A 24994-nucleotide genomic window follows, 5' to 3' on the forward strand; every position below is an offset into this window, starting at 1 on the left:
TGCGATTATCTTTTGTTTTAAATGAGCCACTTTGGCTTGATTGCGTTATCCAACGGTCCAAAGCTGATGGTGTCAAATCATATTCGGCAACGATTTCACTACGTGATTTACCATGTTGATAAAGACTGACCATTTGGTGTTTAAAATCATCTGTGAATGTTCGTCTTTTGCGTTTAATCTTATTCATATTTGTTCCTTTTTTAGTTGTGATAAGTTTACCTTACCCCTTAAAAAAGTTGTATGAATTAGTGTAGCCGATCCAGGCTTTCACTTTCCCTTAATTGACGGCACCGAAGTGGCCATCGCCTTTATGAACGGCAACCCCGATAGGCCCTATATTGCCCATGCCATGCACGACAGTGCCCACCCTGACCCTATCACCACCATCAACAAACACCGCAATGTCATTCGCACCCCGGCCAACAATAAACTGCGCATGGATGATAAACGTGGGCAAGAGCATATCAAACTGGCCACCGAATACGGCAAAACGCAACTTAATATTGGTCACTTAGTTAACGAAAAAAAACACCCCCGCGGTGAAGGTTTTGAACTACGCACCGATGACTGGGGGGGCGATTGCCGCCAATAGAGGCTTATACTTAACTACCCAAACCCAGCCCAAAGCGCAAGGCAAACAGCTCGATATGCAAGCGGCAATCACCCAACTTGAAAATGCCCTCTCCATTGCCAAAGCGCTACAAAATGCCGCTACCCAGTCCGAAGCGCACCGCGCCGACACCGACAGCCAAGAACAGCTCAAGGCCAACTTAACGCAGCTAACCCAAAGTGGCTTACTGGCCTATGCGCAAGAAGGCATCGCCCTAACTAGCCCTGAAAATATCCAACTATCGACGGCTAACAGCCTCACCTTAACCAGTGAAAACCAAACCGACATCAACGGCTTAAAAAACGTCACGCTCTCATCGGGTGAGGCGGTGGGGTTATTCGCCCAAAAATCGGGCATGAAACTATTTGCCAACCAAGGCGATATTGACCTGCAAGCCCAAAACGCCAACCTCAATATGGCGGCCAAACAAGATATCAAAGTGGATAGCGTGGATGGTGAGGTAACTATCACAGCGAGCGATGAACTAACGTTAATCTGCGGTGGCTCTTATATCAAAATCAGCAGCGAAGGCATTGAACTGGGCACGCAGGATAATGTTTATGTTAAGTGTAATGTGATGCAAAAGATGGGACCGGCAACCCAATCTAAAACAATTAGATTAAATTCAAGTGAACTGAATGTAAAACGCTGTGCAGAAAAGGATTAATAATGATTACTGAATTAAATAATCAAAATAACTTTAACAAATATCGCTATTTACTAGTCGATAATTTAGTGGCGCTTAATTCAATAAACCCATTATCACACGACTCATTATTGAATCTATTTGGTGAAGACAAACTATTTGGTGAACAGAAACTCACTCAGGTATTACGCACCGATTTAGATTATGATCCAAGCATATGCCCAACACTGATTAAACTGGCAGAACCCAATGAATTTTTAGACAGTCCGCTCCTTGATGAAGTCGGTAAGCAAGCTAAAATCGAAAGTTTTTGGTCAAAGCGTTATATTTGCGCTTATATTGTTAGCCCCCTTAAACCGTCGTTATTAGCAAAACAGCTGATAACTATAGGTAATAACATCGCTAAAATATTGCAACAGCCTTATTATCCTTTTTTTGAACCGTTTCGCATGCAATTTTTGCAGGAAGTGGCTACCAACCAAGACACCGCATGGTTAAAATCGCAATTTGCCCAAATTGAAAACTATTATTATCCGTCCATTCATGCTGGGCAGTTTATTCGTTTCACGGCCGATAGTGAACTGGAAACGCCAGACCGTTGGAGCCTCCATTATTGCCAGCGCTTAAAACATTTCAAAATGATTCGAACGCTTGTTAATGTATGGGCAAATAATCGAATGCAATTTGATGAGCAAAAAAATTTACTGCTCAATCATCAAGTTATTTTGCAATCAACGCAACTGGTTGAGCAGGCTTATCAATTAGGTTTAACTGAGGCTACCGATATCTTATTTTGGGGATTAAATGGCTTAAGATACCAAACTGCTTTTACTAAACACCCTAAAGTACTTGAGCAAATAGCCAAAGCACAAGAAGAGCCGAGTACATTATCAAAACACGTCATTGACGCCAATATTAACCTTGAAAGCCAATCACTTTCTATTAACGAATAACAAATAAGACAAGTATTAAAGAGCGCAACATGAAAAAAACAGCAAATATTGCAATAGAAAATAAAGATGAAGCAGCAGGTTTTTGCCTTGCCTGTGAACGATCAGGATTACCGGTCTTTTTACTGCGTCAAGCCGTGATAAAAACAAAATTCAATAAAATTAAACAGGTTAACCAGACTTATCAAGAACTGGCGAATTATACTAAAACATTAGATTTTAAACAACGCATGCCAGATGAAGCATTAAAATATTATGACTATGTACTTCGCACTTTGCGTAACGGTTATGTCTATGTGATGCAACAACAAGGTGATGATATTGAGAGCCGAATATTCCATTCGTATGAATGCATTGATGGCGCGCTACGTTTAAAAAACTTCCATGAACTGACCAATACCCAACCAAGACCAATATCAAAAGCATGTACAGGTGCTTGTCATACCATCCCTGCATCGTTTATTCATCTTCGATTAGATTATACTCAAGCCTGGGTGGCTTATGCTTCACAACCTTGGCCCAAAAAAACCATTGACGATTACCTAAAAGAAAAGAACAGCAATGTGTTATCGCGTTTTACCAAAATTGATATACAAAAACTCAAAGACTCACCGTCTGAAGCAACGGGCAAACGAGCGGTTCCGTTTACGGATATTTTTGGTTATAGTCATAAACGTGATAATAATGATAAAAGTAAAGTGCTCGAGTTTCGTTTTGGTGAGCAAGGTCTGGAAAATTTTAAATCGGCACATCACTTTACCAGCTTAAAAAGCCAAAGGCAAAAATTTGCAAATTACGCTAGTTCTATATTTCGGGGGAATAGACCAATATCCTGTGGTGTTGTGCTAGAAGACACCTTAGGTATTGCCGAAGAGCTCAACACCCAACGGATATCGCACCTGCATATGTTTAACGAAATACCGTTAAATGCAAAAAAAGTGAAGTTAGCAGAAGAATTAATCGATAGTTTTGACAATTTAGATAAAGCAACGAAAGTCTATGAACAACGAGCAGAAAATATGTTACACACTATTAATCCTGCATTGAAAAAACAATTTGATTATTATCAACCAGTTATGTTTAAAAAGCGGATAATTTTACAGCTAATGGAACAGTACCGAACTTCGATTGTAACTTCGTTTGATCGTGAAATCGCTCGCGTAAAAGAAGAAATAAAAAAAGTAAAAAATTCGGGCAATGACACCATCGGCTATAATGGTATTCCAACATCTGCGAGAATGCACCAAAAAATCGGCAAATTGAGCGAAGATAAAACCAAAGTACTGAATGATTTTGATAGCTGTGTAGATCAAGGTAAAGTTGATACCTTTAAAGGAAAATTAGAAACAGCCTATAAAGAAGTAGTTGATTATCATAAAGAGTGGTCGCAGGACTACTTTACCTATTTGCGTTGGTTATTTGGTAAACAAGGCATGGTCTCGCAATTTAGCAAAACCAAACCCAAAAGCGTTAACACCAATCATTTTTGGCAACGTGAATTTGATTTTAGCACCGAAACGACGCGATTGGCGCACGCATCAGAAATTGGATCTATTTTAGTCGATACCACTCATTCCGAAATCAAACTCGATCAAGACAGTGCCCTATGGGATGAGCTGCTCAGTAATCCTGAAAGTATCTATTACATCACCGAATATAACAACTCTAAAGGAATAGATCGTGACGAAAAGGTCTATGTAGACTTAAAAACTAACGAATTGATAACAGCAAACGATTGGTTATCAAAAGCAACGGAGTTTATTGGTACAGTATCTACAGCAATTGCAGAAAAAAAGGGTGATAAAGATCTAAAAGATAAAAAAAATGCGTTAGAAAAAAACAAAGCCGAACTAGAAGCTAAAATTGAACAAAATAAACAAAAAATTGATGAGCTTGAACAACAAAAAAAACAAATTCCAGTGAGTGATCCGGTAGCACAAGAAAAACTCAGACGAGAAAAAAAGGCTTATGAAACGAAGCATAAAGAATTAAATAAAAACCTTGAAGCAGTCAATAAAGAATTATCAAACCTTGCTAATTCAACACAACAAACTCACGCATCAACCAAATATAGTGAAAGTTTACTTAACCGCACGGCACTAAAAAAACAGGCAATACTGGCTAAAGACACCCTACTTAAACCGATAAAATCGCACTGGATGCGGCTTAATGCATTTGATGAACTTGCCAAACTAGGGGCACTACCCGTTGAAATAAACGTGCAAATTAGACCAGAAAATATCGTAAAAATTCAAAATTTATTAACCCAAATGCATCGCGGTTTTTACAATCGTGGCATTTATCACCCGCACGAGCTTGCCTTTTTAGAAAGTTTTGATATTGATGAAAAGCCCATTAAAACAGGCTCGGGAAAAATGCAAAAAGCGAAATTTACCCTGTGCTTTCCTGATAAAGCCAGTAAAGCCTTGTTTGTTGACTTTATCAATGGCACTAATGGCACATTAAGCCCATACAGCTTAAAACAGTTTATGGAGCAAAAATATAAAGACTATTTTAAATTAATTCATAAACAAAAATCACTACTTGAAAATATAGAAAAGGTGAATCAAGGCAAAGCATCAATCACTGATAAATTAAGCAAAACCAGTAAAAAAGCCCTAGAGCGAGCTAAAGCTAAAATAAACGAAAAAATATCAAAAGCAGGAGGCATAATAGACATAGCGCAACATGAATTAGAACGTATCTATAATGAGATAGACTTACAAACCGCTAATCAAAACGTCAAAACGGGGAAAATAACTTTTGGTATCAATCTTGCGGTGAGCGGTATATTAGGCACCCTTACCCTAATAAACATTAGCGATATGCTTAAAGAATGGGATGAAGTGAAAGAAGGTAACGGTGAAACCGAACTAAAAGGGCAAATGCTTAAAGATCTGGTGTCACTGGTACTAACCGGTATCGATCTAAGTAGCCAATATAAAAATATCAAACTCAATATGCAAATGGCTGAAGCGATTAAAGCAGGTAAAGATGTAACAAAAATAGAAGCTAAGCTTAGGTTCAATTCCATAATTTCTAAAACCGTTGCCGGAGCAACAGCGGCAATCACGGTATTAGAAGCGATTGGCGAGTTAAAAAGCTCGTTTGATATGATGAATATGGAGAATAAAAGTTATCTCATAATGAGGGTCGGTGGTTCTATTGCATTAGGTTTTGGTGCAATTATAGCATTAGTTGGTTCATGGATAACTGTGATTGTAGGGGCTATTTTAATGATTGGTGGTTCAATTGCGATTATGTTTAGTAAAAAGTACGATAAATATACTGCTATTCAACACTGGTTAAACCGTTGCTGCTTTGGTAAGCAACAAGAATTGGCCTATTTAGGCTATCAAGCCTATCACGAAGATGAATACAGCACTCACGCAGGTTTTGGCTTAGCGCTTAATGACTATGCAATTATGGTCTATAATATTCAAACCTTTATTCGTTTAAAACCACTATATCATGCACCACCAACAACAGGAGTACCTGATCCCGATGCCCCAAATCCATTTCAACGGCATATCTATTTTTATTTGGATATTCCCGATTTTGCCAAATACAATCAAAATGAAACTGCAATCGCCATGATTCGCTTATTTATTAATGATTACCCAAATCTAAAAAGCGAGCCAGACCCACTGCCCGAAAAATATATCGATCTAAAATACCGTATCACCTCGCAACAAATAGCGTTATTAGCCATCAGCAAAAACTATGGCGACCTAAATCTTATTTGGACGGATAAAAAAGCCTATTTTGATAAGTATGATCGTAATATTGGCATACTGACTAGGCTCCCAATACCCGATTATAGTAAAATTGACGAGCCAGACGAATTTACTTTAACCACATCGGCTAATCATCTTACTGATAAAATAACAACCAACAGCGACCAGCCTGTTCAAAATGGGCTTATTATCAATAAATGGATCGCTGGCACGATAGGTGTGTTTAATATTGTAAAATATCAAATTATTATTCAATACAATAACCGTGAAGACGTGCCATTAATCGTGACTCAAAACAATAAAATTTAAAATAAGGAGCAGAACAATGCCATCACAATATCAACCCCAAATTTTTGGTTGGATAAGCGATTTAGAAAAAGGCGGTAACTATTTAACGGGGGCGGATCAGCGTCTTCTCTATGCTAATGATAACTACTGTGCTTTTATTCGTAAAACAAAATCTGATCAGATTTTTTATTTATTTATGTATTTAATTGTGTTAATTTTTTTAATTCCAGCAATCATTTTATGGATACTATTAATTTTTGTATTTAATATTGAAAATGAATCAAAAATAACCATATTAGGTATATCAGCATTTACTATTTGCTGTGTTGCTATTTATCTTGTTATTCCCGAAATCTATCATAATTTGTTCACTCGCAGAGGAAGCCCCATTATTTTTAACCGTAAAACGGGTAAAGTGTATATCAATGAAAGCTATTTTTTTAATTTTAAAGTGTTACGTAATCCGCTAACCTTTTTGCATCCTAATAAAAAACGCATAAAAGAATATGACTGGGCACATTTACAAGGGGTAGTGGTACATAACTTTTCACGCTCTTCACTCAATACCACCATATTAATGGTGTGCAAACCTCATACCCATAAAACAATCGACCATATATTATTAGACCCATTACGTGGCGGCATAGGTAGTTATTTGGTTTGGGGATGGGTCAATAACTTTATGTGTGCTAACAAATTAGCGGGTCTAAACGACGGCAAATACAAATGGGAACAAGAAACCCAATTTAAAGAAAAAATTATTAAAGGTCAAGGCTGGCCCGAATGGATGGTTGAAGCGTTTAATGCCACATCGCAACAAGAGTTAGCTGAAATTAAACAACGGCATCATGTAAAACAATAAGGTTCAATGGCTCAGGGCGGAGACGGATAAAAAAGCCTATTTTGATAAATATGATTGCAACCGTAATGTCATGACAGGGTTGCCTGAGCCTGATTATAACAAAACTGACGAGCCAGACGAATTTATTTTAACCACATCGGCTAATCATATTACTGATAAAACAATAACCAACAGCGACCAGCCTGTTCAAAATGGGCTCATTATCAATAAATGGATCGCTGGCACGATAGGTGTGTTTAATATTGTAAAATATCAAATTATTATTCAATACAATAACCGTGAAGACGTGCCATTAATCGTGACTAAAAACAATAAAATTTAAAATAAGGAACAGAACAATGCCATCACAATATCAACCCCAAATTTTTGGTTGGATAAGCGATTTAGAAAAAGGCGGTAACTATTTAACGGGGGCGGATCAGCGTCTTCTCTATGCTAATGATAACTACTGTGCTTTTATTCGTAAAACAAACTCTGATCAGATTTTTTATTTATGTATAAGTTTATTTCTGTCAATTTCAATGTTTTTTGTGATACCTGGTTTATCATATGGACTTATGATATTTAAAATAACATCTGAAACTGAATTTGTTTTTTATGTTTTGGTTGTTATTTTAATCTGTTTTATTCTCGTTTTATATTTAATGATTCCAGAATGTTATCAAAACCTTTTTACACGCCGAGGTAGCCCCATTATTTTTAACCGCAAAACGGGTAAAGTGTATATCAATGAAAGCTATTTTTTTAATTTTAAAGTGTTACGTAATCCGCTAACCTTTTTGCACCCTAATAAAAAACGCATAAAAGAATATGACTGGGCACATTTACAAGGGGTGGTGGTGCATAATTTTTCACGATATTCACTCAACACCACCATATTAATGGTGTGCAAACCTCATACCCATAAAACAATCGACCATATATTATTAGACCCATTACGTGGCGGCATAGGTAGTTATTTGGTTTGGGGATGGGTCAATAACTTTATGTGTGCTAACAAATTAGCGGGTCTAAACGACGGCAAATACAAATGGGAACAAGAAACCCAATTTAAAGAAAAAATTATTAAAGGTCAAGGCTGGCCCGAATGGATGGTTGAAGCGTTTAATGCCACATCGCAACAAGAGTTAGCTGAAATTAAACAACGGCATCATGTAAAACAATAAGTTTTAATAGCTCAGGGCGGGAAAGGATAACGCCGCCTACTTTACAATAACCGTGAAGATGTGCCATTAATTGTGACTAAAAACAATAAAATTTAAATTAAGGAGCAGAACAATGCCATCACAATATCAACCCCAAATTTTTGGTTGGATAAGCGATTTAGAAAAAGGCGGTAACTATTTAACGGGGGCAGATCAGCGTCTTCTCTATGCCAATGATAACTACTGTGCTTTTATTCGTAAAACAAAATCTGATCAGATTTCCTATTTTGTATAGTCCTAATTTTTAGAAATTCCTCGCGTTGTTTACAGTAATTTGAGAAAATGCTGTAATTTCTATAGCGCGCTCATTGCCAATTGTAACCTAAGCACGAACTGATAAAAAAACAAACTGCACAAAACCACCAACAGCAAAGATAAAAAACTAGCAATCTTATACAATTTATGGTATAAAATGCACGCTACATTTCGCATTATTTTTTTACAAAAATAATCGTGAATAACAGCATTACTTTTAATGATTAATTAACGTTATAACACACACATATCATTACACTTTTCCGGGGTGCCTTTTGCTTAATGCAATTAGGTCGGATAAAGCGGATATGTGGAGGCATAACCCCAACGTCAAAATGAGGAAATCATGACTACTACAGTATCAATGCGCGATATGTTACAAGCGGGTGTACACTTTGGACACCAAACTCGTTATTGGAACCCAAAAATGAAACCATTTATTTTTGGAGCTCGTAACAAAGTTCACATCATCAATCTTGAAAAAACAGTACCAATGTTCAACGAAGCATTAGCTGAATTAAACAAGGTTGCCGCTCGTAAAGGTAAAATTTTATTTGTTGGTACAAAGCGTGCAGCTGGTGAAGCAATCAAACAAGCGGCTGAAAGCTGTGGGCAATACTACGTTAATCACCGTTGGTTAGGTGGTATGTTGACTAACTGGAAAACAGTACGTCAATCAATCAAACGTCTAAAAGATTTAGAAACACAAGCTAGTGATGGTACTTTTGACAAATTAACCAAAAAAGAAGCACTAATGCGTGCTCGTGAAATGGCTAAATTAGAAAATAGCTTGGGTGGAATTAAAAATATGGGTGGCTTACCCGATATGATTTTTGTTATTGGTGCAGACCACGAACATATCGCTATCAAAGAAGCTAACAACTTAGGTATTCCAGTCGTTGCTGTTGTTGATACTAACTCAGATCCAGATGGTATTGATTACATCGTTCCAGGTAATGATGACGCAATCCGTGCAATTCAATTATATGCAAATGCGGTTGCTCAAGCCGTTCGTGCGGGTCGTGAGCAAAATCAATCTCCAGTCTCTGAAGCAAGCTTTGTTGAAGAAGCTCCAGCAGCTGAATAATAAGCTCAAATATTTTCAGGGTCGATGCATAAATATATCGACCCATTCTGATGAAAATCATCACAATGGTTAAATAGAGGATTAAAAAATGGCTGAAGTTACCGCTTCTATGGTAAAAGAACTGCGCGAAAGAACTGGCGCAGGTATGATGGAATGTAAAAAAGCATTAGTTGAAGCTAATGGCGACATTGAACTTGCAATTGACAACATGCGTAAATCAGGTCAAGCAAAAGCAGCTAAAAAAGCAGGTCGTGTTGCTGCTGAAGGTGTGATTATTTCTAAAATTTCTGCGGATAAAAAATTCGGTGTTATTTTAGAAGTTAACTGTGAAACAGACTTCGTTGCAAAAGATGCTGGTTTCTTAGCATTTAGTGACAAAGTTGCAGAGGCAGCATTAGCAGATCGTATTACTGATGTTGCAGCACTACAAGCAAAATTTGAAGAAGAACGCACAGCATTAGTTGCTAAAATCGGTGAAAACATTGGTATTCGTCGTGTTGCTGAAATTGCTGGTGACATAGTTGGTAGTTACCAACACGGTGCTCGTATTGGTGTATTAGTTGCAGCAAACGGTGCTGACGATGAACTAGTTAAACATATCGCAATGCACATTGCTGCAAGCAAACCAGAATATGTTGATCCAAGTGATGTTCCTGCTGATGTGGTTGAACACGAGCGTAACATCCAAATCGATATTGCAATACAATCTGGTAAACCACGCGAAATCGCTGAAAAAATGGTTGAAGGTCGTATGCGTAAATTCACTGGCGAAGTTTCTTTAACAGGTCAACCATTTGTAATGGAACCATCAAAAACAGTTGGTGACTTATTAAAAGAAAAAAGCGCAGCAGTTGCTTCATTCATCCGTTTTGAAGTGGGTGAAGGTATTGAAAAAGTTGAAGTTGACTTTGCTGCAGAAGTTGCTGCAATATCGAAACAATCTTAATCGTTTCAAAAAAACCGCCGTTAAGGCGGTTTTGTTTATCTACAAAATATTTTAAAATTACTATAGGCTAATTTTTTAGCTTATTGAGTGATAAAACAACGAAATAGTGAGACTTCAGTATGGTGACCCCTTTCTATAAACGTATTCTTCTTAAACTCAGTGGCGAAGCACTACAAGGCGACGAAGGTTTTGGTATTGATGCAACCGTTCTAGATCGCATGGCGCAAGAAATCAAAGAGCTAATTGAAATGAATGTTCAAGTCGCTGTTGTTATTGGGGGCGGTAATCTATTTCGGGGGGCAGGGCTTGCTAAAGCGGGAATGAACCGCGTTGTTGGCGATCATATGGGAATGCTAGCAACTGTAATGAATGGTCTTGCGATGCGAGATGCGTTACACCGAATTGAGGTTAATGCCCGTTTAATGTCAGCCATTCCGTTAAACGGTGTATGTGATGATTATCGATGGACCGAAGCAATTAGCTTGCTTCGTCATGGTAGAGTGGTTATTTTGTCGGCTGGAACAGGCAATCCATTTTTTACCACCGATTCAGCAGCATGTTTACGTGGCATTGAAATTGAAGCAGATGTTGTTTTAAAAGCCACTAAAGTTGATGGTGTTTATTCGGCCGATCCCGTTAAAGATCCAACAGCAACACTTTATAAAACATTAAGTTATGACAAAGTCCTTGATGATGAACTTAAAGTGATGGATTTAGCTGCATTCACATTAGCAAGAGATCATAATCTACCCATTTGTGTCTTTAATATGAATAAACCTGGTGCATTGCGTCGCGTTATTTTAGGTGAACAAGAAGGGACATTAATTAATAACAAAGCAACAGTAACCAGTTAATTATCTTTATTTTAAATAAGGCTTTTATTATGTTAAACGAGATTCAAAAAGAAGCGCAAACGCGCATGGAAAAAAGCATTGATGCGTTTCAAAATCATATTTCTAAAGTTCGAACAGGTCGTGCATCACCAAGTTTATTAGATGGAATTATGGTTGAATATTACGGCAGCCCAACGCCGCTGCGTCAACTAGCCAACATCGTTGCTGAAGATGCAAGAACGCTAGCTATCACTGTATTTGATAAATCATTAACTCCAGCTATTGAAAAAGCAATTTTAACATCTGATTTAGGGTTAAACCCAGCATCAGCAGGTACTGTTATTCGCGTACCATTACCACCACTAACAGAAGAACGCCGTCGTGATTTAACTAAAATTGTTCGTAACGAAGCGGAACAAGGTCGTGTATCTATCCGTAATATCCGCCGTGATGCCAACGACCAAATCAAAGCGTTACTAAAAGATAAAGAAATCTCTGAAGATGATGAACGTAAAGCACAAGATTTAATCCAAAAAGCGACCGATGCCGCAATTAAAAAATTAGATACAGTGCTTGCTGATAAAGAAAAGGAACTAATGGAGTTCTAATTCTTAACGGTTTTCTTTCTAACAAAACAAACGCTCTGCTTAGTAAAACAGAGCGTTTTATTTATTGACAGTAAATATATTGACTATTTTACAGCCATAATTACAACTCAAGCTCGTCCTTATCAAGTTCATTTTCGTTATTGCAATAATTTTCTTCTTTTTGTGTACATTGACGAGAAAACTCATCATTTGATTTATCATCAGATTTTTTATACTGACATAGCGAATTAATTAAAGTGAAGTGATTTTTATTGACATCATATTGGTGTGTTTCTGTCACAATAACAGCACCATTATCTTTGATAGAACAAAATTTTCGCCTAATAGCTTGTTTTTTATTTTCATCAAAGGTTATATAACGGCCTTCTAAATTTAGATAAATAAACTTCCCTTTTTTCTTATTGAAAGCGTAATAACGATCAATAATTGGGATGTCCACGATATCATCGGTTGTTTGTGAGATATAAAATTCATTATTATCACCATCAAAGTTATAATCATCGGTATTAATGCTTTGATCATCTTCTTTAGATCCAAACAAATAATCATTATATAGATGATAACCTTGTTTTATTGTATCGATTGACATAAATGCATAACCATCAAAATCATCAATTGTTTGCAATAAACTACCATCTCTTTTTCGGTAAACATTAATACCAACCATTTTATACGCACAGCCTTTTATGGATAAAAGGACTTTAAAAAAATAGTCTTTAGTGGTTCTGTGTTGTAAAAATTCAACATTTTTAGACTTCTTTTCAGACTTATTAGGAATACATCCAAATTTAAATTCACTTTTTAACTTTGTTTTATTCAATGATTGTAAGTTTTTATCTAATGGAATCTTATCTGGTTCAACTTGATTTTCATTGTTATCTTTGTTTTCAAAAGACGTTTCATCTAATAATTTAGGGGTATTAGTTATATTATTTATATATACAACTCTATTAGTATCATAATCATAATGATATTCTTCTTTATATTTTCCATTAGTTTTAATTTGAATACCGTAAGAATAGTTGGCAACTACAAAATTTGGTAAAAAGAATATTAAAATTAAAAAATATTTCATTGTTTTGTACATCCTTACTAATCATTTTAGCCATTTTTTAGTGATAATTTTTATTATTTTTACCAGTCTCTAAACGAATTCCATGGTATCCAGTTGATTATTTCACCATTCTTTTTACTATGATAGCTGACTTTAAACCACAAAAGTTCCTTATTTTTATCTTCAATTTCTCCTATTTTATTTTCGTCCCTCTCTATATCAAGAATTTTGACAAAATTATTTCTTTTTAAATAGTTATCAGTTGGGTACTGAAAATCGGGTTGTTCATAAAGTTGGACTTTTGCTAATTGAATATAAGAATGAATATCTCGTTTTTTTGTTGATTTATCCAACAGTGCTGAAAGTTTTTTCATATCATAAAAGGTGAAATGACCACTAGAATCAAGAATATCTAAACCAATCATATATGGGAACTGGAGACTATTTGAGCTCACCATTCTTTGAAACACTTCAACATTGTTGAAATGATATTGCTTATCTTTATTGGCCATTATTACTGTATATTTATCTAAATCATAATCTTCGATGGATTGGTAACGTTGATAAAAATTAATATCTCCCATTTTGGCAACAAGCACATCAAAATCTTTATACGATAGACTTTCATCAGTATGGGGAAAATAGGCATAAGAATTTATTGATTCAGGCGAAAAAGAGATCAAAAATTTATATAAACTATCACCACTATTTAATGTTTGTCTTTTTATACAATATGAATATTGTGTCTTCATCAAGTTTATTAACCGCCTTCTGACATATACACAATCAGCAGTTAAATTACTATCTCGGATAGTTATTGGAATATAAGCTTCAGTATTATGAGTCCTTGTACCAGAGTAAAAAAAAGTGGGTTTATTCATCCAATTGACAAATTTAATATCAACTTCCTCAAACAATCCAATTAAATTTTTAAATTGGTAATCCATATCATCCGATTTAACTTCTAATATAGTAGGTTTTAAAAATTCACCATTCTCATCATCACAGCGATAAGTAGTAAAATGATAAGGTTTAGAGTGGATATTAAAAGAATAATTTTTAATCTCTGTCTTATTTAAGCAAGGTAGCTCCGCATAGCAGATATTACAAATTGTTATGCATATTATTAATATAATGCTTTTTTTAAACATTCTTTTCACCAAACAGTATTTTTATTTCAAGTGTATTAGCTCAAACTTAATCTGACATGTGCGTATTACTCATCGACTTTCATTTTAACAAATTGCGTGTCCGATGAGCAAAATAAATTCTCCAACTGCTTTTCCTTAACCAACCCCTTTGCATCATTCCATGTTTGCCATGATGTCTTCCCATAACAATATTTTCCAGAGTGTGCTCTTTCTCGATTGTAAAACTCAAGCCATTGCTCAATATCGTTTTGTATTTCACTCAATTGCGTGTAAATCTTACGTCGAAATAAAATATCATAACATTCTGTTTTCATCGTCTTATGGAATCGCTCACAAATACCGTTAGTTTGTGGGTTGTAGGCTTTGGTCTTGGTGTGTTCAATATCTTCTAGATTAAGATAAAGTTCGTAAGTATGGCTCTCCTTATGACCATTATATTCCGTACCTCGGTCGGTAAGAATGCGTAAAAGTGGTACTTCTTCGCTGTCAAAGATAGGCTTTTTACAACTGATTTCTTGAAACGCAAGCTCACCCTCTTGCTCATACAATTTTTTAAAGCGATAATAGCTATCTCGACTGTATCCCATGATTTTGCAAGCTTGTTGAACGTTACCGAGTTGCTTAGCTAATTCTAAAAGTCCTAATTTAGGTTTAATGATTTTGGCGGTTTGATTCATTTCTGACTCTCTTTTTTGTGTTATAAAATAACTCAAATGCCAGATTAAGTGGAGATCATTGCATTTTTTTATGGTTTAAATAAAAAAATAAACCCCGAATTATATCGAGGTTTGTCATCAATCTGACCACTCGTTATGCGAGTGGTTTTTTTATAAACTCCTTTCTTTTATTTTGTATTTATTTGTTATTTTCTAGTATTAATTGCTGTTTTTACTTGTCAAAATAAAATATTAAATAGATAATAAAATGATAAAAAAACGTAACTTATCTTGTGGTAAGAGTAAATTAGTTTTACAAACTTTATCCCTTTTATTGAAAATAGTGTTAAAAAAAAATAGATAAGTAATAAGTAAAGATAGAAATAATAAGGAAAGAAATAATGAGTGTATCTTCAAGAAAAAAAGTGGCTAGTATAGAACAAAATGATTACACGGCTAGACAACGACAAAAAACAACTAAAACAGAAAGCCCTCTAGATAACATTAAAGATAATACTTTTTTTAAAGTTATTTTTTCAGATAGCCTTTCACTTGAACAAAAAGTAGAAGAAGTCACTCATATTTTAGAATTTACTGATAATAAAGAGGCTGATCGAGCTAAAATTCAAGAATTTGATACCTTTAAAGAATATTTGCAATCTATCTCAGAAGAGATGTCTAAGCAACGTATCGAAATGACCGATACCGAAGTATTTGCTGAGTTACAAAGAGTTTATGCGGATTTTAATAATGATCTTAATGACTTTATTGAAAAAATTAAACCTCTTACCGAACTTACCGATGCCTTGTATAACTTACGCCAAAATGGTGAAACTCGTAATGCTTTAGCTCAAATCAAAGCCGATCAAGAGTGGGATGAAGAAAAGGCGGTGCAAAAAATCAATGTGCAGGGTGAAATTACCAATATAGAAAAACAAATATCTGATTTACAAAAAGAAATAGTGTTATTGCAGCAGGATAAAAAATTCTTTGGTCTTGGACAAATTAAAGCTGCATCAAAAGAAAAAATTGATATTAATGAAGAAAAAATAACCAAGCTAAGTGAGCAAATACAAAATAAGCATAAAGAATTAAATGATATTCAGATAGAAATTACAACTCGTCACGAGCAACGTACCGAATCAATGGATGTTGAAAAATTAAAAGAGTTACTGAATTTAACTTCAGAACAGCATACATTGCGTCAAGCCGATATGGTTGAATCCGCATTAAAATTTGTTAATCAAGGTAAAGAACGTTTTGGTGCGATTCGTAATCATCTGGAAAAAATGGTTAAACAAATTGAAGGGCTTAGTGACAATAATGGCAATATGATACAAATTTATGCCATTATGAATGAAGCTACTAAAAAAGTTGAAAAAGTACATCGGGAACGTAGAGAGGAGCTTGAAAATAAAGATGTTGGCGATAATCTATTAGAGTCAATGAAGCTTGATGAAGCAAGACGTAATTTAGATGAACATATTGATACAGTGTCAACTGCAACAGTTGATACCATGCAAACTTATGGTGAATTAACAACTGAAGCCATCAAAATTCGCAATATGCAAGCAGCGACCAAAAAACAAGTTGAAAGTGCAAGAGCAATGCATTCACGAGGTATTGCATCTGTAGCCTCTCAACTTAGTGTTGTGGTAACAGCGGTTAATTCTGCTGCAATTAATGAAGCGCAATCAATGGCAAGTAATACTTTAGCCGAAATGACACGAGTCACAAACGATATTGCAAAAAATGAAGCAATTCGAATTGCAACAGGCCGTGATGAAATTAATAATGATTTAGAAGCTATGTTACAAAACTTAGCAGAATTTGGCGATACCCAAAGAGAGGCGACAGAAATTACTCGCTCAGCACTAGAAACAATGCGTGCGAATTTAGATGAAATTGAAAAAATGTCTAAAGACGTTCAAAATGATACGCGTGAATTTATTGCGGTGACAGGTGATGTTTTATCAGAAAAATCTGAAACCAAAAACGAAAACACTAGTGGCACAACGTCCCCTTTTAAACTGTAATAAAGGAATACATAATGTTATTAGTTAGAGGGCGTGAATATTTAGCGCAGTATCCTAATTTTACTTTAGTTGGTAGGGAGCATGATTTAGAACGAATATCGTCTATTCTTATTCGAAAATCATCAAACTCACTTTTATTAACAGGACCTGCTGGGGTAGGAGTTTCAATGCTTACCCTTGGTTTACAAGCTATTAAAAGTAGCCCTGATACGCCATTTGATTTGATTGTAAAAAAACTATTTTGGTTGAATTGTGATGCACTATTTTCCAGTGGTGACAGCGCTAAAATTAATAATGAGTTTCAAAGTATCTTAAAAAAGTTAAGGCAAACGCCTGAATCTGTGCTAATTATTACCGATACGGCTAATTTTTTAGAGGGAGCACATAATACAGGTAATGCTCATTTTATCAACGCGTTAAATAACTCCGATAGATCAAATAATTTTCAAGTTATTTTGGAAGTGCGAGATGATAAGCTCAGTAGTGTATTAAAAGCCAGTACTAAAATGCCAGAACTTTATACTCTTTACGATGTTAAAGAACCGGTGGGAGATGATTTGAAAGCGATTGTCTCAGTGGTGGCAAAAGACCTTTCTGAGCATCATAAAATTCAAATTAATGAAGATGCCATTGATGAAGCTATTAACTTAACCAGTAAATATCGTGATAGTTTAGGTTTGGGGGGAGCACAACCTCAAAGAGCAATTTCATTACTTGATCGTGCACTAGCTAGTTACCGGCAGCTTACGCATAAACAGCATCCTAAAATTGTTGAATTAATGGATAAGGTTGCAAAAAGTACGAATGAATCGGAACGGCAAGATTTGCAACAACAACTTGAGCAATGGCAAAAAGATTGGCAAGAATTAAAGTCGGAAATTAATAAAACTTATCAATATCAACGTGATGCTGAAACATTACGTTTCCAATTGCAAGATGAAATCACTCAACTGCAAGAAGAAGAGGATAATAACAATAATGCACAGCCAAATACTATAAAAACATTTGCTCAATTTACTGCTGGTGGATTTGATACCCCTGCAGTGGCTAAATTAAAAGAAAAGATTAGACAAATTGATACAGAAATTGCTCAGAATAACAACCAACATCAAAAATTGGTGATGCTAGCCAATAAAGATTTGAGGCTTAATCGTCAAGAGGTGATTACGGAATTTAGTAAAGTTTCGGGAATTCCTGCAAATAAACTTGATGAAAATGAAGTTGAAAATTTGATTAATTTGGAAGCAAATTTATTATCACGAATCTTTGGTCAAGATAGTATTGTTAAACATGTTGCCAATTCAGTAAAAGTTGCTAAAGTCGATGCACTAGAAGAACCAGGCCCTGCGATGTCCTACTTATTTTTAGGTCCGTCAGGGGTGGGTAAAACAGAAATGGCTAAAGCATTAGCGAAGTATGTCTATGGTGATGAAAAGTCATTAGTTCGTTTTGATATGTCTGAATACATGGAAAAACACGCTGTCGCTAAATTGATTGGTGCACCACCAGGATATGAAGGATTTGAAGCTGGTGGCATATTAACTAACTCAGTTAGAGCAAAACCCGTTGGTATCTATCTATTTGATGAGATAGAAAAGGCACATCCTGATGTATTTAATATCTTCTTACAGATTTTATCAGATGGTAGGTTAACCGATAATGTTGGTCGAACAGTCGATTTTTCAGATATTATGATTATTATGACTTCAAATATTGGACAACCTTACTATTTAGATCCGAACCTTTCAAATGAAGCTGCATGCGAATTGGCGACAAATGAACTCAATAATACTTATCGTTCTGAGCTGCTTAATCGTTTTAATGGGAGAGAAAATATTCTCCATTTCAAACGTCTTCCGATGGACGTTATTGAACGGATTATTTGGCGTGAAATTGATAAACTGAATCGAGCATATCAACCACGTGGTTTCTCTGTAGAGATATCTGATTCTTGTATAAGTGCATTTTGTCATGACCATTATGATTTAATTCGTGGTGCCAGAGGATTACCTGGTTATATTAAAACAAATATTAGACCATTTATCGTAAATCATATTTTACAAAATCCTCATGATAAAGGCACATTCAAAGCAGTTTATAATCAAGATACACATAGTTTTGATATGACATTTTGTAAAATTTAAAAAGGGGCAAATAGAAGTGCTTTTCATAAACTGTTACCTTTAGGCGGTAACGGTTTATGGAAAATTACCAAAATTGGTTCCAATGTTACCCGTTGGGTATCTCAAAGTTAGAGTATATTATTATGATAATTCCCCCCTTTAAAAAATCAAGGGGTATTATGCTAGATGAAAGTCAGAAAAGGTTAATTGGATAGGTGTTGATAAAGTGTAATTACACCAATCAGAATAAGTACCAAGCCACCTAAAAATTCTGCTCGCTTTCCAATTAAACATCCCAATTTATTGCCTAGCAATAGCCCAATAGTAACCATTAAACAGGTTGCTATCCCAATCATTGTTGCAGCAAAAAAGATATTGACGCTTGCTAATGCCAGTCCAATCCCAACAGCAAATGCATCAATACTGGTTGATATTGCTGTAAAAATTAATATTAAAGAAGATTTTTTTGATGAGGCTCCTTTATCATCTTGGCAATCTTCATCAGAATTTTTAAAACTACTGTAAATCATGTTAATACCCAAAAATAACATGACAGCAAAAACAACCCAATGGTCCCATTGTTGGATATATTGCAATGCAATATAGCCAATTAACCAACCCAGTAATGGCGTAATAGCTTCGACAACACCAAATAAAATACCGACTTTGAGTGCCCCTAAAAATCGGGTTGATTTAAGCGTAACTCCACGACATACAGCGACAGCAAAGGCATCGGTTGACATAGCCAGTGCTAACAACAAAATAGCCCAAAAACTCATGACATATACTCTTGCTTTACATTATATTAATTTAATTATTATTAAATAATAATTCGTTATGATTTATTGTTTTGTTACTGAAAATAAATAATTTGCGACTTTAATATCGCCTTTACTTTGATATAGTTCAGCTGTTTGTTTGACGCTATCTCGACGGTTTGCATCATATTGAAAAAGTAGGTTAAACATTAAGTCAGCTGTTTTTTTATCTTTATTTTGGATAGCACAATAGCCATATTGCTCATAAGCATCGGCTTTCCAACGGTGGCGATCTAAATCAAGGCTTTGCTGAAATTGCTGTTTTGCTTCTTGATAACGATCCCGACCACATAAAAAAGAACCATAATGCACATGATATAATCCATTACCTGGTTGCATTTGCGTAATACGTTTGTAAATTATTTCGGCTTCGTTATATTCACCAACATGTTGATCAAACATTGCCATAGCTAACATAACTTGAGGGTTATTTGGGGAATATTGTGCCGCTAATTTCAGGTTATAATGTGCTGCTTTGATATTTTCTGCTGATCCATTAGCTTTAGCAAGATAACCTAATCCAAGTCGCATTCTAGCTAAAGCTGCCTTTTCTGGATCAAACTCATTGCTGTTTTTCATTTGACAGCCCGATAGTATTACCATCAAAAAACAGCTAGATATAATTAACGATTTTTGCATCTATTCTTCCTTTATAAAGAGTTATCTTTATATTGTTTGCTGAACTAGATTTTGTTTTTTATAAAGTGTTCTTTTGGTACGGTCAACAACCTCGCCAGCCAATTGTCCACATGCTGCATCAATATCATCACCACGTGTCTTACGAACAATTACCGTAAAACCGTATGCCATCAGTGTTTTCATAAAACGGTCAATGCGTGTATTAGAGCAGCGAGCATACGCTGCTCCAGGGAATGGATTCCAAGGAATTAAATTAATTTTACTAGGTACATCTTTAAGAAATTTTGCCAGCTCGTGCGCATGCTCAACGCCATCGTTAATTTGATTAAGTAGTACATATTCAATCGTTACCTTACCATGATTTGCATTTGAAGTAGACAGATAACGTAAAATAGAATCACGTAACATTGCCATATTATATTTTTGATTTATTGGCATAATTTCACTACGAATCTTATCATTTGGCGCATGAAGTGAGATAGCTAATGCAACATCAATCATACCTGCCAATTTATCCAAAGCAGGAACAACACCAGATGTAGAAAGTGTTACTCGTCTTTTAGATAAACCATAGCCAAAATCATCTAACATAATTTCCATAGCGGGAGCAACATTAGACAAATTAAGTAATGGTTCGCCCATTCCCATCATAACTACATTGGTAATAGGTCTATCAGCTAGTTTACCCGTTACACCAATCGCATTTGATGCACGCCATATTTGGCCAATAATTTCAGAAACCGTTAAATTCCGATTAAATCCTTGCTGTGCTGTTGAGCAAAATTTACACTCTAATGCACAACCTACTTGTGACGAAACACACAGCGTTGCCCGATCTCGCTCTGGTATATAAACAGACTCGATCATCTGGTTATTGCCGACATCAAGTGCCCATTTTATTGTACCGTCAGATGAACGTTGTTCTATAGCAATTTGGGGAGCTTTAATTTCTGCTAAAGTTTTTAATTGTTCTCGTAATTTTTTGTTGATATCAGTCATTTGATCGAAATCATCTATTCCAAAGTGATAAATCCATTTCATCACTTGATCGGCTCTAAATGGTTTTTCGCCTAGTGAAATAAAAAATTCTCTTAATTGTTTGCGTGTAAAATTGAGTAAATTTATTTTTTCGTTACTTGAATTCATTGTTATTAGGTTCGTTGTGTTTGGAAAGTCTGAACAAGCAGACATATTGGATGTACATAGTGTTGACATAAGGCCTCGTTTTTACACATTATGGCTATTTCAATTTTTAGGAAAAAGATTATACTGGTTTTTACCATATCTTGCTATTAAAGAATCAATATAATATTTAAGATGAAAAGAAAACCAATAAAATTAAATATATTTTTTATTTTAATTCAGACAGTAACATTGCTTTTTTATTCGAGTTTTACTATGGCGCAAACAATTCCATTAAATAAACTAATTGGACAATTTGATGAAAAAAAGGACAGTGATTTTGTTGCATTAGACTCGACTGAATTACTTGTTAATAAAAAAGGAATGTACCTACAAAAAGAAGCAACTGAGCAGTTAATAAAGGCTTTTAAAGACTTTAGAAGTACTCATCCAAATATTCCTTTTATAGTGGTAAGTGCAACACGTAATTACACTTATCAAAATGGAATTTGGCAACGAAAATGGGATGCATTATCGGCTAAATTAAATGATCCTCAAAAAATTGCCGAAGAAATTTTAAAATATTCCTCAATGCCTGGCACATCAAGACATCATTGGGGTAGCGATGTCGACATTACTAGCGTTTCTTCGGAATATTTTAGGAATGATAAAAAAGGAATTATTCTTTATAAATGGCTTCAAGAGAATCTACCAAAATATGGTTTTTGCCAAGCATTTAATGGTGGTAGAAAAGGCGGGTACCAGCTTGAAGAATGGCACTGGTCATACAAGCCTATTGCTAGCCAATATATTGCACAATATAAAGCCATATTAGAAAGTGATCCAAATGCTATAATGAAAACATTAACGTTCGCTGGTCACGATAAAATTAAACTAGAAAGCTTAGTTAAAGAGTATGTATTAACTGTTAATAGTGACTGTTACTAACTCTTATTAAAGTTTTCTCCAATAAGGTAAACATATTGTTACAATAAGCCCTCCACCATCACGATTAGTTGCTTCAATAGTACCGTTATGCATAATAACGGTCTTTCTTGCTATCGCAAGTCCTAGTCCGTAACCTTTGCCTAATTGAGGAGACTGAATACGGACAAATGGTTCAAAGATACTGGATAATTTACTCTCTTCAACACCAGGACCACGATCTTTAACTTCAATTTGTAAATATTTACCAGTTTCTTTTAACGAAACCTCTACAGCTTGTCCAGATATTGAAAAACGAATGGCATTACGAATAATGTTTTCAACTGCACGCCGAATTTGCTCTGAATTCCCTTTAACAATAGAATGCGTGATTGGTGATAGATTAAAATGTACATCAATTAACTGATGATTAGCTTCATAGTTAGCATCATTAATCACCACGCTAATTAAGTCTTTTAAATCAAAATACTCATCGGTACGATTATTCATTTCTGCACGAGAATAATTTAGAATCTCACCAATTAGCTGATCTAATCGTTCTGATTCTAATTCAATTCTAGCTAAAGCCGTATCAATATTTTGCTTATTTTGTTGAGCAAGCCCAATTGCTAACTGCAAACGGGCTAGTGGAGTTCTAAGTTCATGAGAAACGTCATGAAGAAGAGATTGACGATCAGAGAGCAAAATATTTAGCTGTTCAACCATCATATCAAAATCTTTACCAAGTTCACTTAATTCATCGCGGCGAGGTTTTAATTTATTGAACAATCTAACAGAAAGATCACCTTGAGATACTCTAAAAAAACCTTGTCTTAATAGTCTCATTGGTCTGGTTAAGTTCCAAGCTAAAAAAAGGCTAAAAACAAGGCCAACACATATCCCAAGTAATACAATTGTCATTGGCATATTAAATAACGCTTTTGTATCGTGATCTTCCTTATCTTCTTTAAATGAAACAGAATAAAGTGTTCCGTCAGGTGCTGCTGCCATACGCTGGTAAGCATATGTTGGGGTTTCTAATTCATCGTTCAAAATATTGACTTGCTCATTAACAGGAGAAACTAATTTTATTGATAATAAAGATCTTTCTCGTTCAGGTAAATGCGCTACAAAATTAAGTGTTTCATCTTCGCCTGCCACATGTAATAACTGAGCAATCATATCAACTTTTGTCGGCATATGATTAAGGAATCTTTGATTTTTATTTCCTACATAAATAGAAAACGCAATCCAAGTTAATTGGAAAGTAAGATAAAAAATAATCCCAAATATAATGAGTATTTTCCAAAATAATCGACGATTCATATCAAGCCTATTAAGTCATTAACGAATACGGTAGCCAACAGCTCTAATTGTTTCTATCGTTACATCATTTTGTGCAACTTGGTATAGTTTTTGACGAATATTGCTAATATGCACATCAACACTACGATCGTAAAGCTCTCGTGCTCGGCCAAGTCCTATTTCGGATAATTCTTCTTTTGTTACCACGCGTTCGCTATGTTTTACAAGTAATACTAACAAATTAAACTCAGTTGATGTTAAGTCAATAACTTGTCCATTCCAAGTGGATAATCGCTGTGGCAGATCTAATGTTAAACCGTTAAAATGGTATTTTTTATCATCAACGGTTTCCACTGAACGTTCATCAAATCGACGAAGAACTGCACGTAATCTTGCTAATAATTCACGAGGATAACATGGTTTAGGGATATAATCGTCAGCACCTAATTCTAAACCTAAAACGCGATCGATATTATCGCCTTTAGCTGTTAGCATAATAACAGGCATATTACATTGTTGACGTATACTTTTAAGAACATCAATTCCATTAATATCAGGTAACATTACATCTAAAATTGCAGCACGATATTTTCCTGATAATGCTTCATTAATGCCATCTTTACCCAAATAAACGCTTTTGATATTAAAACCTTCATTAGTCAAATATTCGCTAAGCATTTGTGATAATTCAACATCATCATCAATTAATAAAATATTTATCATAATCGCCACCATAATCTAATTTTAGGTCTTTACATTATTGCAATAATAAAAAAAAGTCAGGTAGTTTTACTAAAATATTACATATTTTATACTATTGCTGATTGTTTAATTTACTATTTAACTATGTAAGGAAGTTGAGGTTAATTTCATGCTTTACTCTATATTTTCAACATGATCTGAAAAAGAAATACTATTATCAGTTTGCTTTACAAAAAACACTATCCAATCTTGAACAAAAAACTAAAACAAAATCTTTATTATTTGAAAAATAGTTTTACCATTTAGCATTATTAATATGGAGGCAAAAAAGAAAACAACAAGTCGTATAAAAGCTCATTGATAAAATCTGATCATAATTTAGTATATTTTAAATTATCAAATTTTATACCTTTAACGCTTTTTATGTAATCAATCGG

24 protein-coding genes are annotated in these 24994 nt (G+C 34.9%); 15 read left to right on the forward strand and 9 right to left on the reverse strand.

Annotated features, from left to right (window positions below; translation table 11 throughout):
* The coding region (locus A9G35_RS07850) for a transposase (protein WP_141673791.1) at nt 1-187 on the reverse strand (187 nt) is incomplete at its 3' end.
* Between the two features lie 123 nt (nt 188-310).
* Here A9G35_RS07850 and A9G35_RS07855 point away from each other — a divergent pair.
* The 12 genes from A9G35_RS07855 (at nt 311) to frr (ending at nt 12027) form a co-directional block, all read left to right on the forward strand.
* Complete coding sequence (locus A9G35_RS07855; protein ID WP_065636389.1) at nt 311-592, forward strand: type VI secretion system Vgr family protein; 282 nt, start codon at nt 311-313, stop codon at nt 590-592.
* On the forward strand, nt 549-1277 hold the full coding sequence (locus tag A9G35_RS07860; protein ID WP_141673830.1) for a DUF2345 domain-containing protein: 729 nt from the start codon (nt 549-551) through the stop codon (nt 1275-1277). The genes A9G35_RS07855 and A9G35_RS07860 overlap by 44 nt, the downstream gene beginning before the upstream one ends.
* A gap of 2 nt (nt 1278-1279) precedes the next feature.
* Nucleotides 1280-2209, forward strand: a complete 930-nt coding sequence (locus A9G35_RS07865) for a hypothetical protein (protein ID WP_065636391.1) — start codon at nt 1280-1282, stop codon at nt 2207-2209.
* 29 nt (nt 2210-2238) lie between these two features.
* The gene (locus A9G35_RS07870) at nt 2239-6252 is read left to right on the forward strand and encodes a toxin VasX (RefSeq protein ID WP_065636392.1); all 4014 of its coding nucleotides are present in this window, start codon (nt 2239-2241) and stop codon (nt 6250-6252) included.
* Nucleotides 6253-6268: 16 nt separating this feature from the next.
* Nucleotides 6269-7093 (forward strand): DUF6708 domain-containing protein, encoded by an 825-nt coding sequence (locus A9G35_RS07875; RefSeq protein ID WP_065636393.1) that lies wholly within the window; start codon nt 6269-6271, stop codon nt 7091-7093.
* 70 nt (nt 7094-7163) lie between these two features.
* Nucleotides 7164-7415, forward strand: coding sequence for a hypothetical protein (locus tag A9G35_RS07880; RefSeq protein ID WP_065636394.1), 252 nt, complete (start codon nt 7164-7166; stop codon nt 7413-7415).
* Nucleotides 7416-7431: 16 nt separating this feature from the next.
* A complete protein-coding gene (locus A9G35_RS07885; protein ID WP_065636395.1) occupies nt 7432-8259 on the forward strand; it encodes a DUF6708 domain-containing protein in 828 nt (275 codons plus the stop codon).
* A gap of 112 nt (nt 8260-8371) precedes the next feature.
* Nucleotides 8372-8533, forward strand: a complete 162-nt coding sequence (locus A9G35_RS13525) for a hypothetical protein (protein WP_176701408.1) — start codon at nt 8372-8374, stop codon at nt 8531-8533.
* Between the two features lie 366 nt (nt 8534-8899).
* Complete coding sequence (gene rpsB / locus A9G35_RS07890) at nt 8900-9640, forward strand: 30S ribosomal protein S2 (RefSeq protein ID WP_065636396.1); 741 nt, start codon at nt 8900-8902, stop codon at nt 9638-9640.
* 88 nt (nt 9641-9728) lie between these two features.
* Nucleotides 9729-10586 (forward strand): translation elongation factor Ts, encoded by an 858-nt coding sequence (tsf, locus tag A9G35_RS07895; RefSeq protein WP_065636397.1) that lies wholly within the window; start codon nt 9729-9731, stop codon nt 10584-10586.
* Nucleotides 10587-10705: 119 nt separating this feature from the next.
* A complete protein-coding gene (gene pyrH, locus A9G35_RS07900) occupies nt 10706-11440 on the forward strand; it encodes a UMP kinase (protein WP_065587088.1) in 735 nt (244 codons plus the stop codon).
* Between the two features lie 29 nt (nt 11441-11469).
* The gene (frr, locus tag A9G35_RS07905; protein WP_065636398.1) at nt 11470-12027 is read left to right on the forward strand and encodes a ribosome recycling factor; all 558 of its coding nucleotides are present in this window, start codon (nt 11470-11472) and stop codon (nt 12025-12027) included.
* Between the two features lie 100 nt (nt 12028-12127).
* On the opposite strand, the gene A9G35_RS07910 is transcribed toward frr, so the two are convergent.
* From A9G35_RS07910 to A9G35_RS07920, 3 genes are all read right to left on the reverse strand, one after another.
* Nucleotides 12128-13102, reverse strand: coding sequence for a hypothetical protein (locus A9G35_RS07910; protein WP_065636399.1), 975 nt, complete (start codon nt 13100-13102; stop codon nt 12128-12130).
* 59 nt (nt 13103-13161) lie between these two features.
* A complete protein-coding gene (locus tag A9G35_RS07915; RefSeq protein WP_065636400.1) occupies nt 13162-14232 on the reverse strand; it encodes a hypothetical protein in 1071 nt (356 codons plus the stop codon).
* A 65-nt stretch (nt 14233-14297) separates the two neighbouring features.
* Nucleotides 14298-14909 carry an integrase core domain-containing protein gene (locus tag A9G35_RS07920; RefSeq protein WP_065636401.1) on the reverse strand — a complete coding sequence of 204 codons (612 nt, stop codon included), beginning with the start codon at nt 14907-14909 and terminating at the stop codon, nt 14298-14300.
* A 380-nt stretch (nt 14910-15289) separates the two neighbouring features.
* Here A9G35_RS07920 and A9G35_RS07925 point away from each other — a divergent pair, with 380 nt between their 5' ends.
* A complete protein-coding gene (locus tag A9G35_RS07925) occupies nt 15290-16924 on the forward strand; it encodes a hypothetical protein (protein ID WP_065636402.1) in 1635 nt (544 codons plus the stop codon).
* A gap of 14 nt (nt 16925-16938) precedes the next feature.
* Nucleotides 16939-19068: an AAA family ATPase gene (locus A9G35_RS07930; protein ID WP_065636403.1), complete on the forward strand. Its 2130-nt coding sequence runs from the start codon at nt 16939-16941 to the stop codon at nt 19066-19068.
* Between the two features lie 182 nt (nt 19069-19250).
* On the opposite strand, the gene A9G35_RS07935 is transcribed toward A9G35_RS07930, so the two are convergent.
* The 3 genes from A9G35_RS07935 to A9G35_RS07945 form a co-directional block, all read right to left on the reverse strand.
* Nucleotides 19251-19826, reverse strand: coding sequence for a manganese efflux pump MntP (locus A9G35_RS07935; RefSeq protein ID WP_065636404.1), 576 nt, complete (start codon nt 19824-19826; stop codon nt 19251-19253).
* A 63-nt stretch (nt 19827-19889) separates the two neighbouring features.
* Nucleotides 19890-20504 carry a tetratricopeptide repeat protein gene (locus A9G35_RS07940; protein ID WP_065636405.1) on the reverse strand — a complete coding sequence of 205 codons (615 nt, stop codon included), beginning with the start codon at nt 20502-20504 and terminating at the stop codon, nt 19890-19892.
* Between the two features lie 27 nt (nt 20505-20531).
* Nucleotides 20532-21650 (reverse strand): bifunctional tRNA (adenosine(37)-C2)-methyltransferase TrmG/ribosomal RNA large subunit methyltransferase RlmN, encoded by a 1119-nt coding sequence (locus A9G35_RS07945; RefSeq protein WP_218057233.1) that lies wholly within the window; start codon nt 21648-21650, stop codon nt 20532-20534.
* A gap of 252 nt (nt 21651-21902) precedes the next feature.
* On the opposite strand from A9G35_RS07945, the gene A9G35_RS07950 reads away from it, so the two are divergent.
* Nucleotides 21903-22574 carry a M15 family metallopeptidase gene (locus tag A9G35_RS07950; RefSeq protein ID WP_176701409.1) on the forward strand — a complete coding sequence of 224 codons (672 nt, stop codon included), beginning with the start codon at nt 21903-21905 and terminating at the stop codon, nt 22572-22574.
* A gap of 6 nt (nt 22575-22580) precedes the next feature.
* On the opposite strand, the gene A9G35_RS07955 is transcribed toward A9G35_RS07950, so the two are convergent.
* Nucleotides 22581-23876: an ATP-binding protein gene (locus A9G35_RS07955; protein WP_065636408.1), complete on the reverse strand. Its 1296-nt coding sequence runs from the start codon at nt 23874-23876 to the stop codon at nt 22581-22583.
* An 18-nt stretch (nt 23877-23894) separates the two neighbouring features.
* Nucleotides 23895-24575 carry a response regulator transcription factor gene (locus A9G35_RS07960; RefSeq protein WP_065636452.1) on the reverse strand — a complete coding sequence of 227 codons (681 nt, stop codon included), beginning with the start codon at nt 24573-24575 and terminating at the stop codon, nt 23895-23897.
* Nucleotides 24576-24994 lie beyond the last annotated feature (419 nt).

The sequence above is a fragment of the Gilliamella sp. Choc5-1 genome (genome assembly GCF_001690595.1).
Classification (GTDB): Bacteria; Pseudomonadota; Gammaproteobacteria; order Enterobacterales; family Orbaceae; genus Gilliamella; species Gilliamella apicola_M.

Bases quoted from the DNA above. Each gene is read 5' to 3' on its own strand.
- A9G35_RS07855 (WP_065636389.1), top strand. From the start codon at position 311: ATGAACGGCAACCCCGATAGGCCCTATATTGCCCATGCCATGCACGAC.
- A9G35_RS07865 (WP_065636391.1), top strand. From the start codon at position 1,280: ATGATTACTGAATTAAATAATCAAAATAACTTTAACAAATATCGCTAT.
- A9G35_RS07870 (WP_065636392.1), top strand. From the start codon at position 2,239: ATGAAAAAAACAGCAAATATTGCAATAGAAAATAAAGATGAAGCAGCA.
- A9G35_RS07875 (WP_065636393.1), top strand. From the start codon at position 6,269: ATGCCATCACAATATCAACCCCAAATTTTTGGTTGGATAAGCGATTTA.
- A9G35_RS07880 (WP_065636394.1), top strand. From the start codon at position 7,164: ATGACAGGGTTGCCTGAGCCTGATTATAACAAAACTGACGAGCCAGAC.
- A9G35_RS07885 (WP_065636395.1), top strand. From the start codon at position 7,432: ATGCCATCACAATATCAACCCCAAATTTTTGGTTGGATAAGCGATTTA.
- A9G35_RS13525 (WP_176701408.1), top strand. From the start codon at position 8,372: ATGCCATCACAATATCAACCCCAAATTTTTGGTTGGATAAGCGATTTA.
- rpsB (WP_065636396.1), top strand. From the start codon at position 8,900: ATGACTACTACAGTATCAATGCGCGATATGTTACAAGCGGGTGTACAC.
- tsf (WP_065636397.1), top strand. From the start codon at position 9,729: ATGGCTGAAGTTACCGCTTCTATGGTAAAAGAACTGCGCGAAAGAACT.
- pyrH (WP_065587088.1), top strand. From the start codon at position 10,706: ATGGTGACCCCTTTCTATAAACGTATTCTTCTTAAACTCAGTGGCGAA.
- frr (WP_065636398.1), top strand. From the start codon at position 11,470: ATGTTAAACGAGATTCAAAAAGAAGCGCAAACGCGCATGGAAAAAAGC.
- A9G35_RS07910 (WP_065636399.1), bottom strand. From the start codon at position 13,102: ATGAAATATTTTTTAATTTTAATATTCTTTTTACCAAATTTTGTAGTT.
- A9G35_RS07915 (WP_065636400.1), bottom strand. From the start codon at position 14,232: ATGTTTAAAAAAAGCATTATATTAATAATATGCATAACAATTTGTAAT.
- A9G35_RS07920 (WP_065636401.1), bottom strand. From the start codon at position 14,909: ATGAATCAAACCGCCAAAATCATTAAACCTAAATTAGGACTTTTAGAA.
- A9G35_RS07925 (WP_065636402.1), top strand. From the start codon at position 15,290: ATGAGTGTATCTTCAAGAAAAAAAGTGGCTAGTATAGAACAAAATGAT.
- A9G35_RS07930 (WP_065636403.1), top strand. From the start codon at position 16,939: ATGTTATTAGTTAGAGGGCGTGAATATTTAGCGCAGTATCCTAATTTT.
- A9G35_RS07935 (WP_065636404.1), bottom strand. From the start codon at position 19,826: ATGAGTTTTTGGGCTATTTTGTTGTTAGCACTGGCTATGTCAACCGAT.
- A9G35_RS07940 (WP_065636405.1), bottom strand. From the start codon at position 20,504: ATGCAAAAATCGTTAATTATATCTAGCTGTTTTTTGATGGTAATACTA.
- A9G35_RS07945 (WP_218057233.1), bottom strand. From the start codon at position 21,650: ATGAATTCAAGTAACGAAAAAATAAATTTACTCAATTTTACACGCAAA.
- A9G35_RS07950 (WP_176701409.1), top strand. From the start codon at position 21,903: ATGGCGCAAACAATTCCATTAAATAAACTAATTGGACAATTTGATGAA.
- A9G35_RS07955 (WP_065636408.1), bottom strand. From the start codon at position 23,876: ATGAATCGTCGATTATTTTGGAAAATACTCATTATATTTGGGATTATT.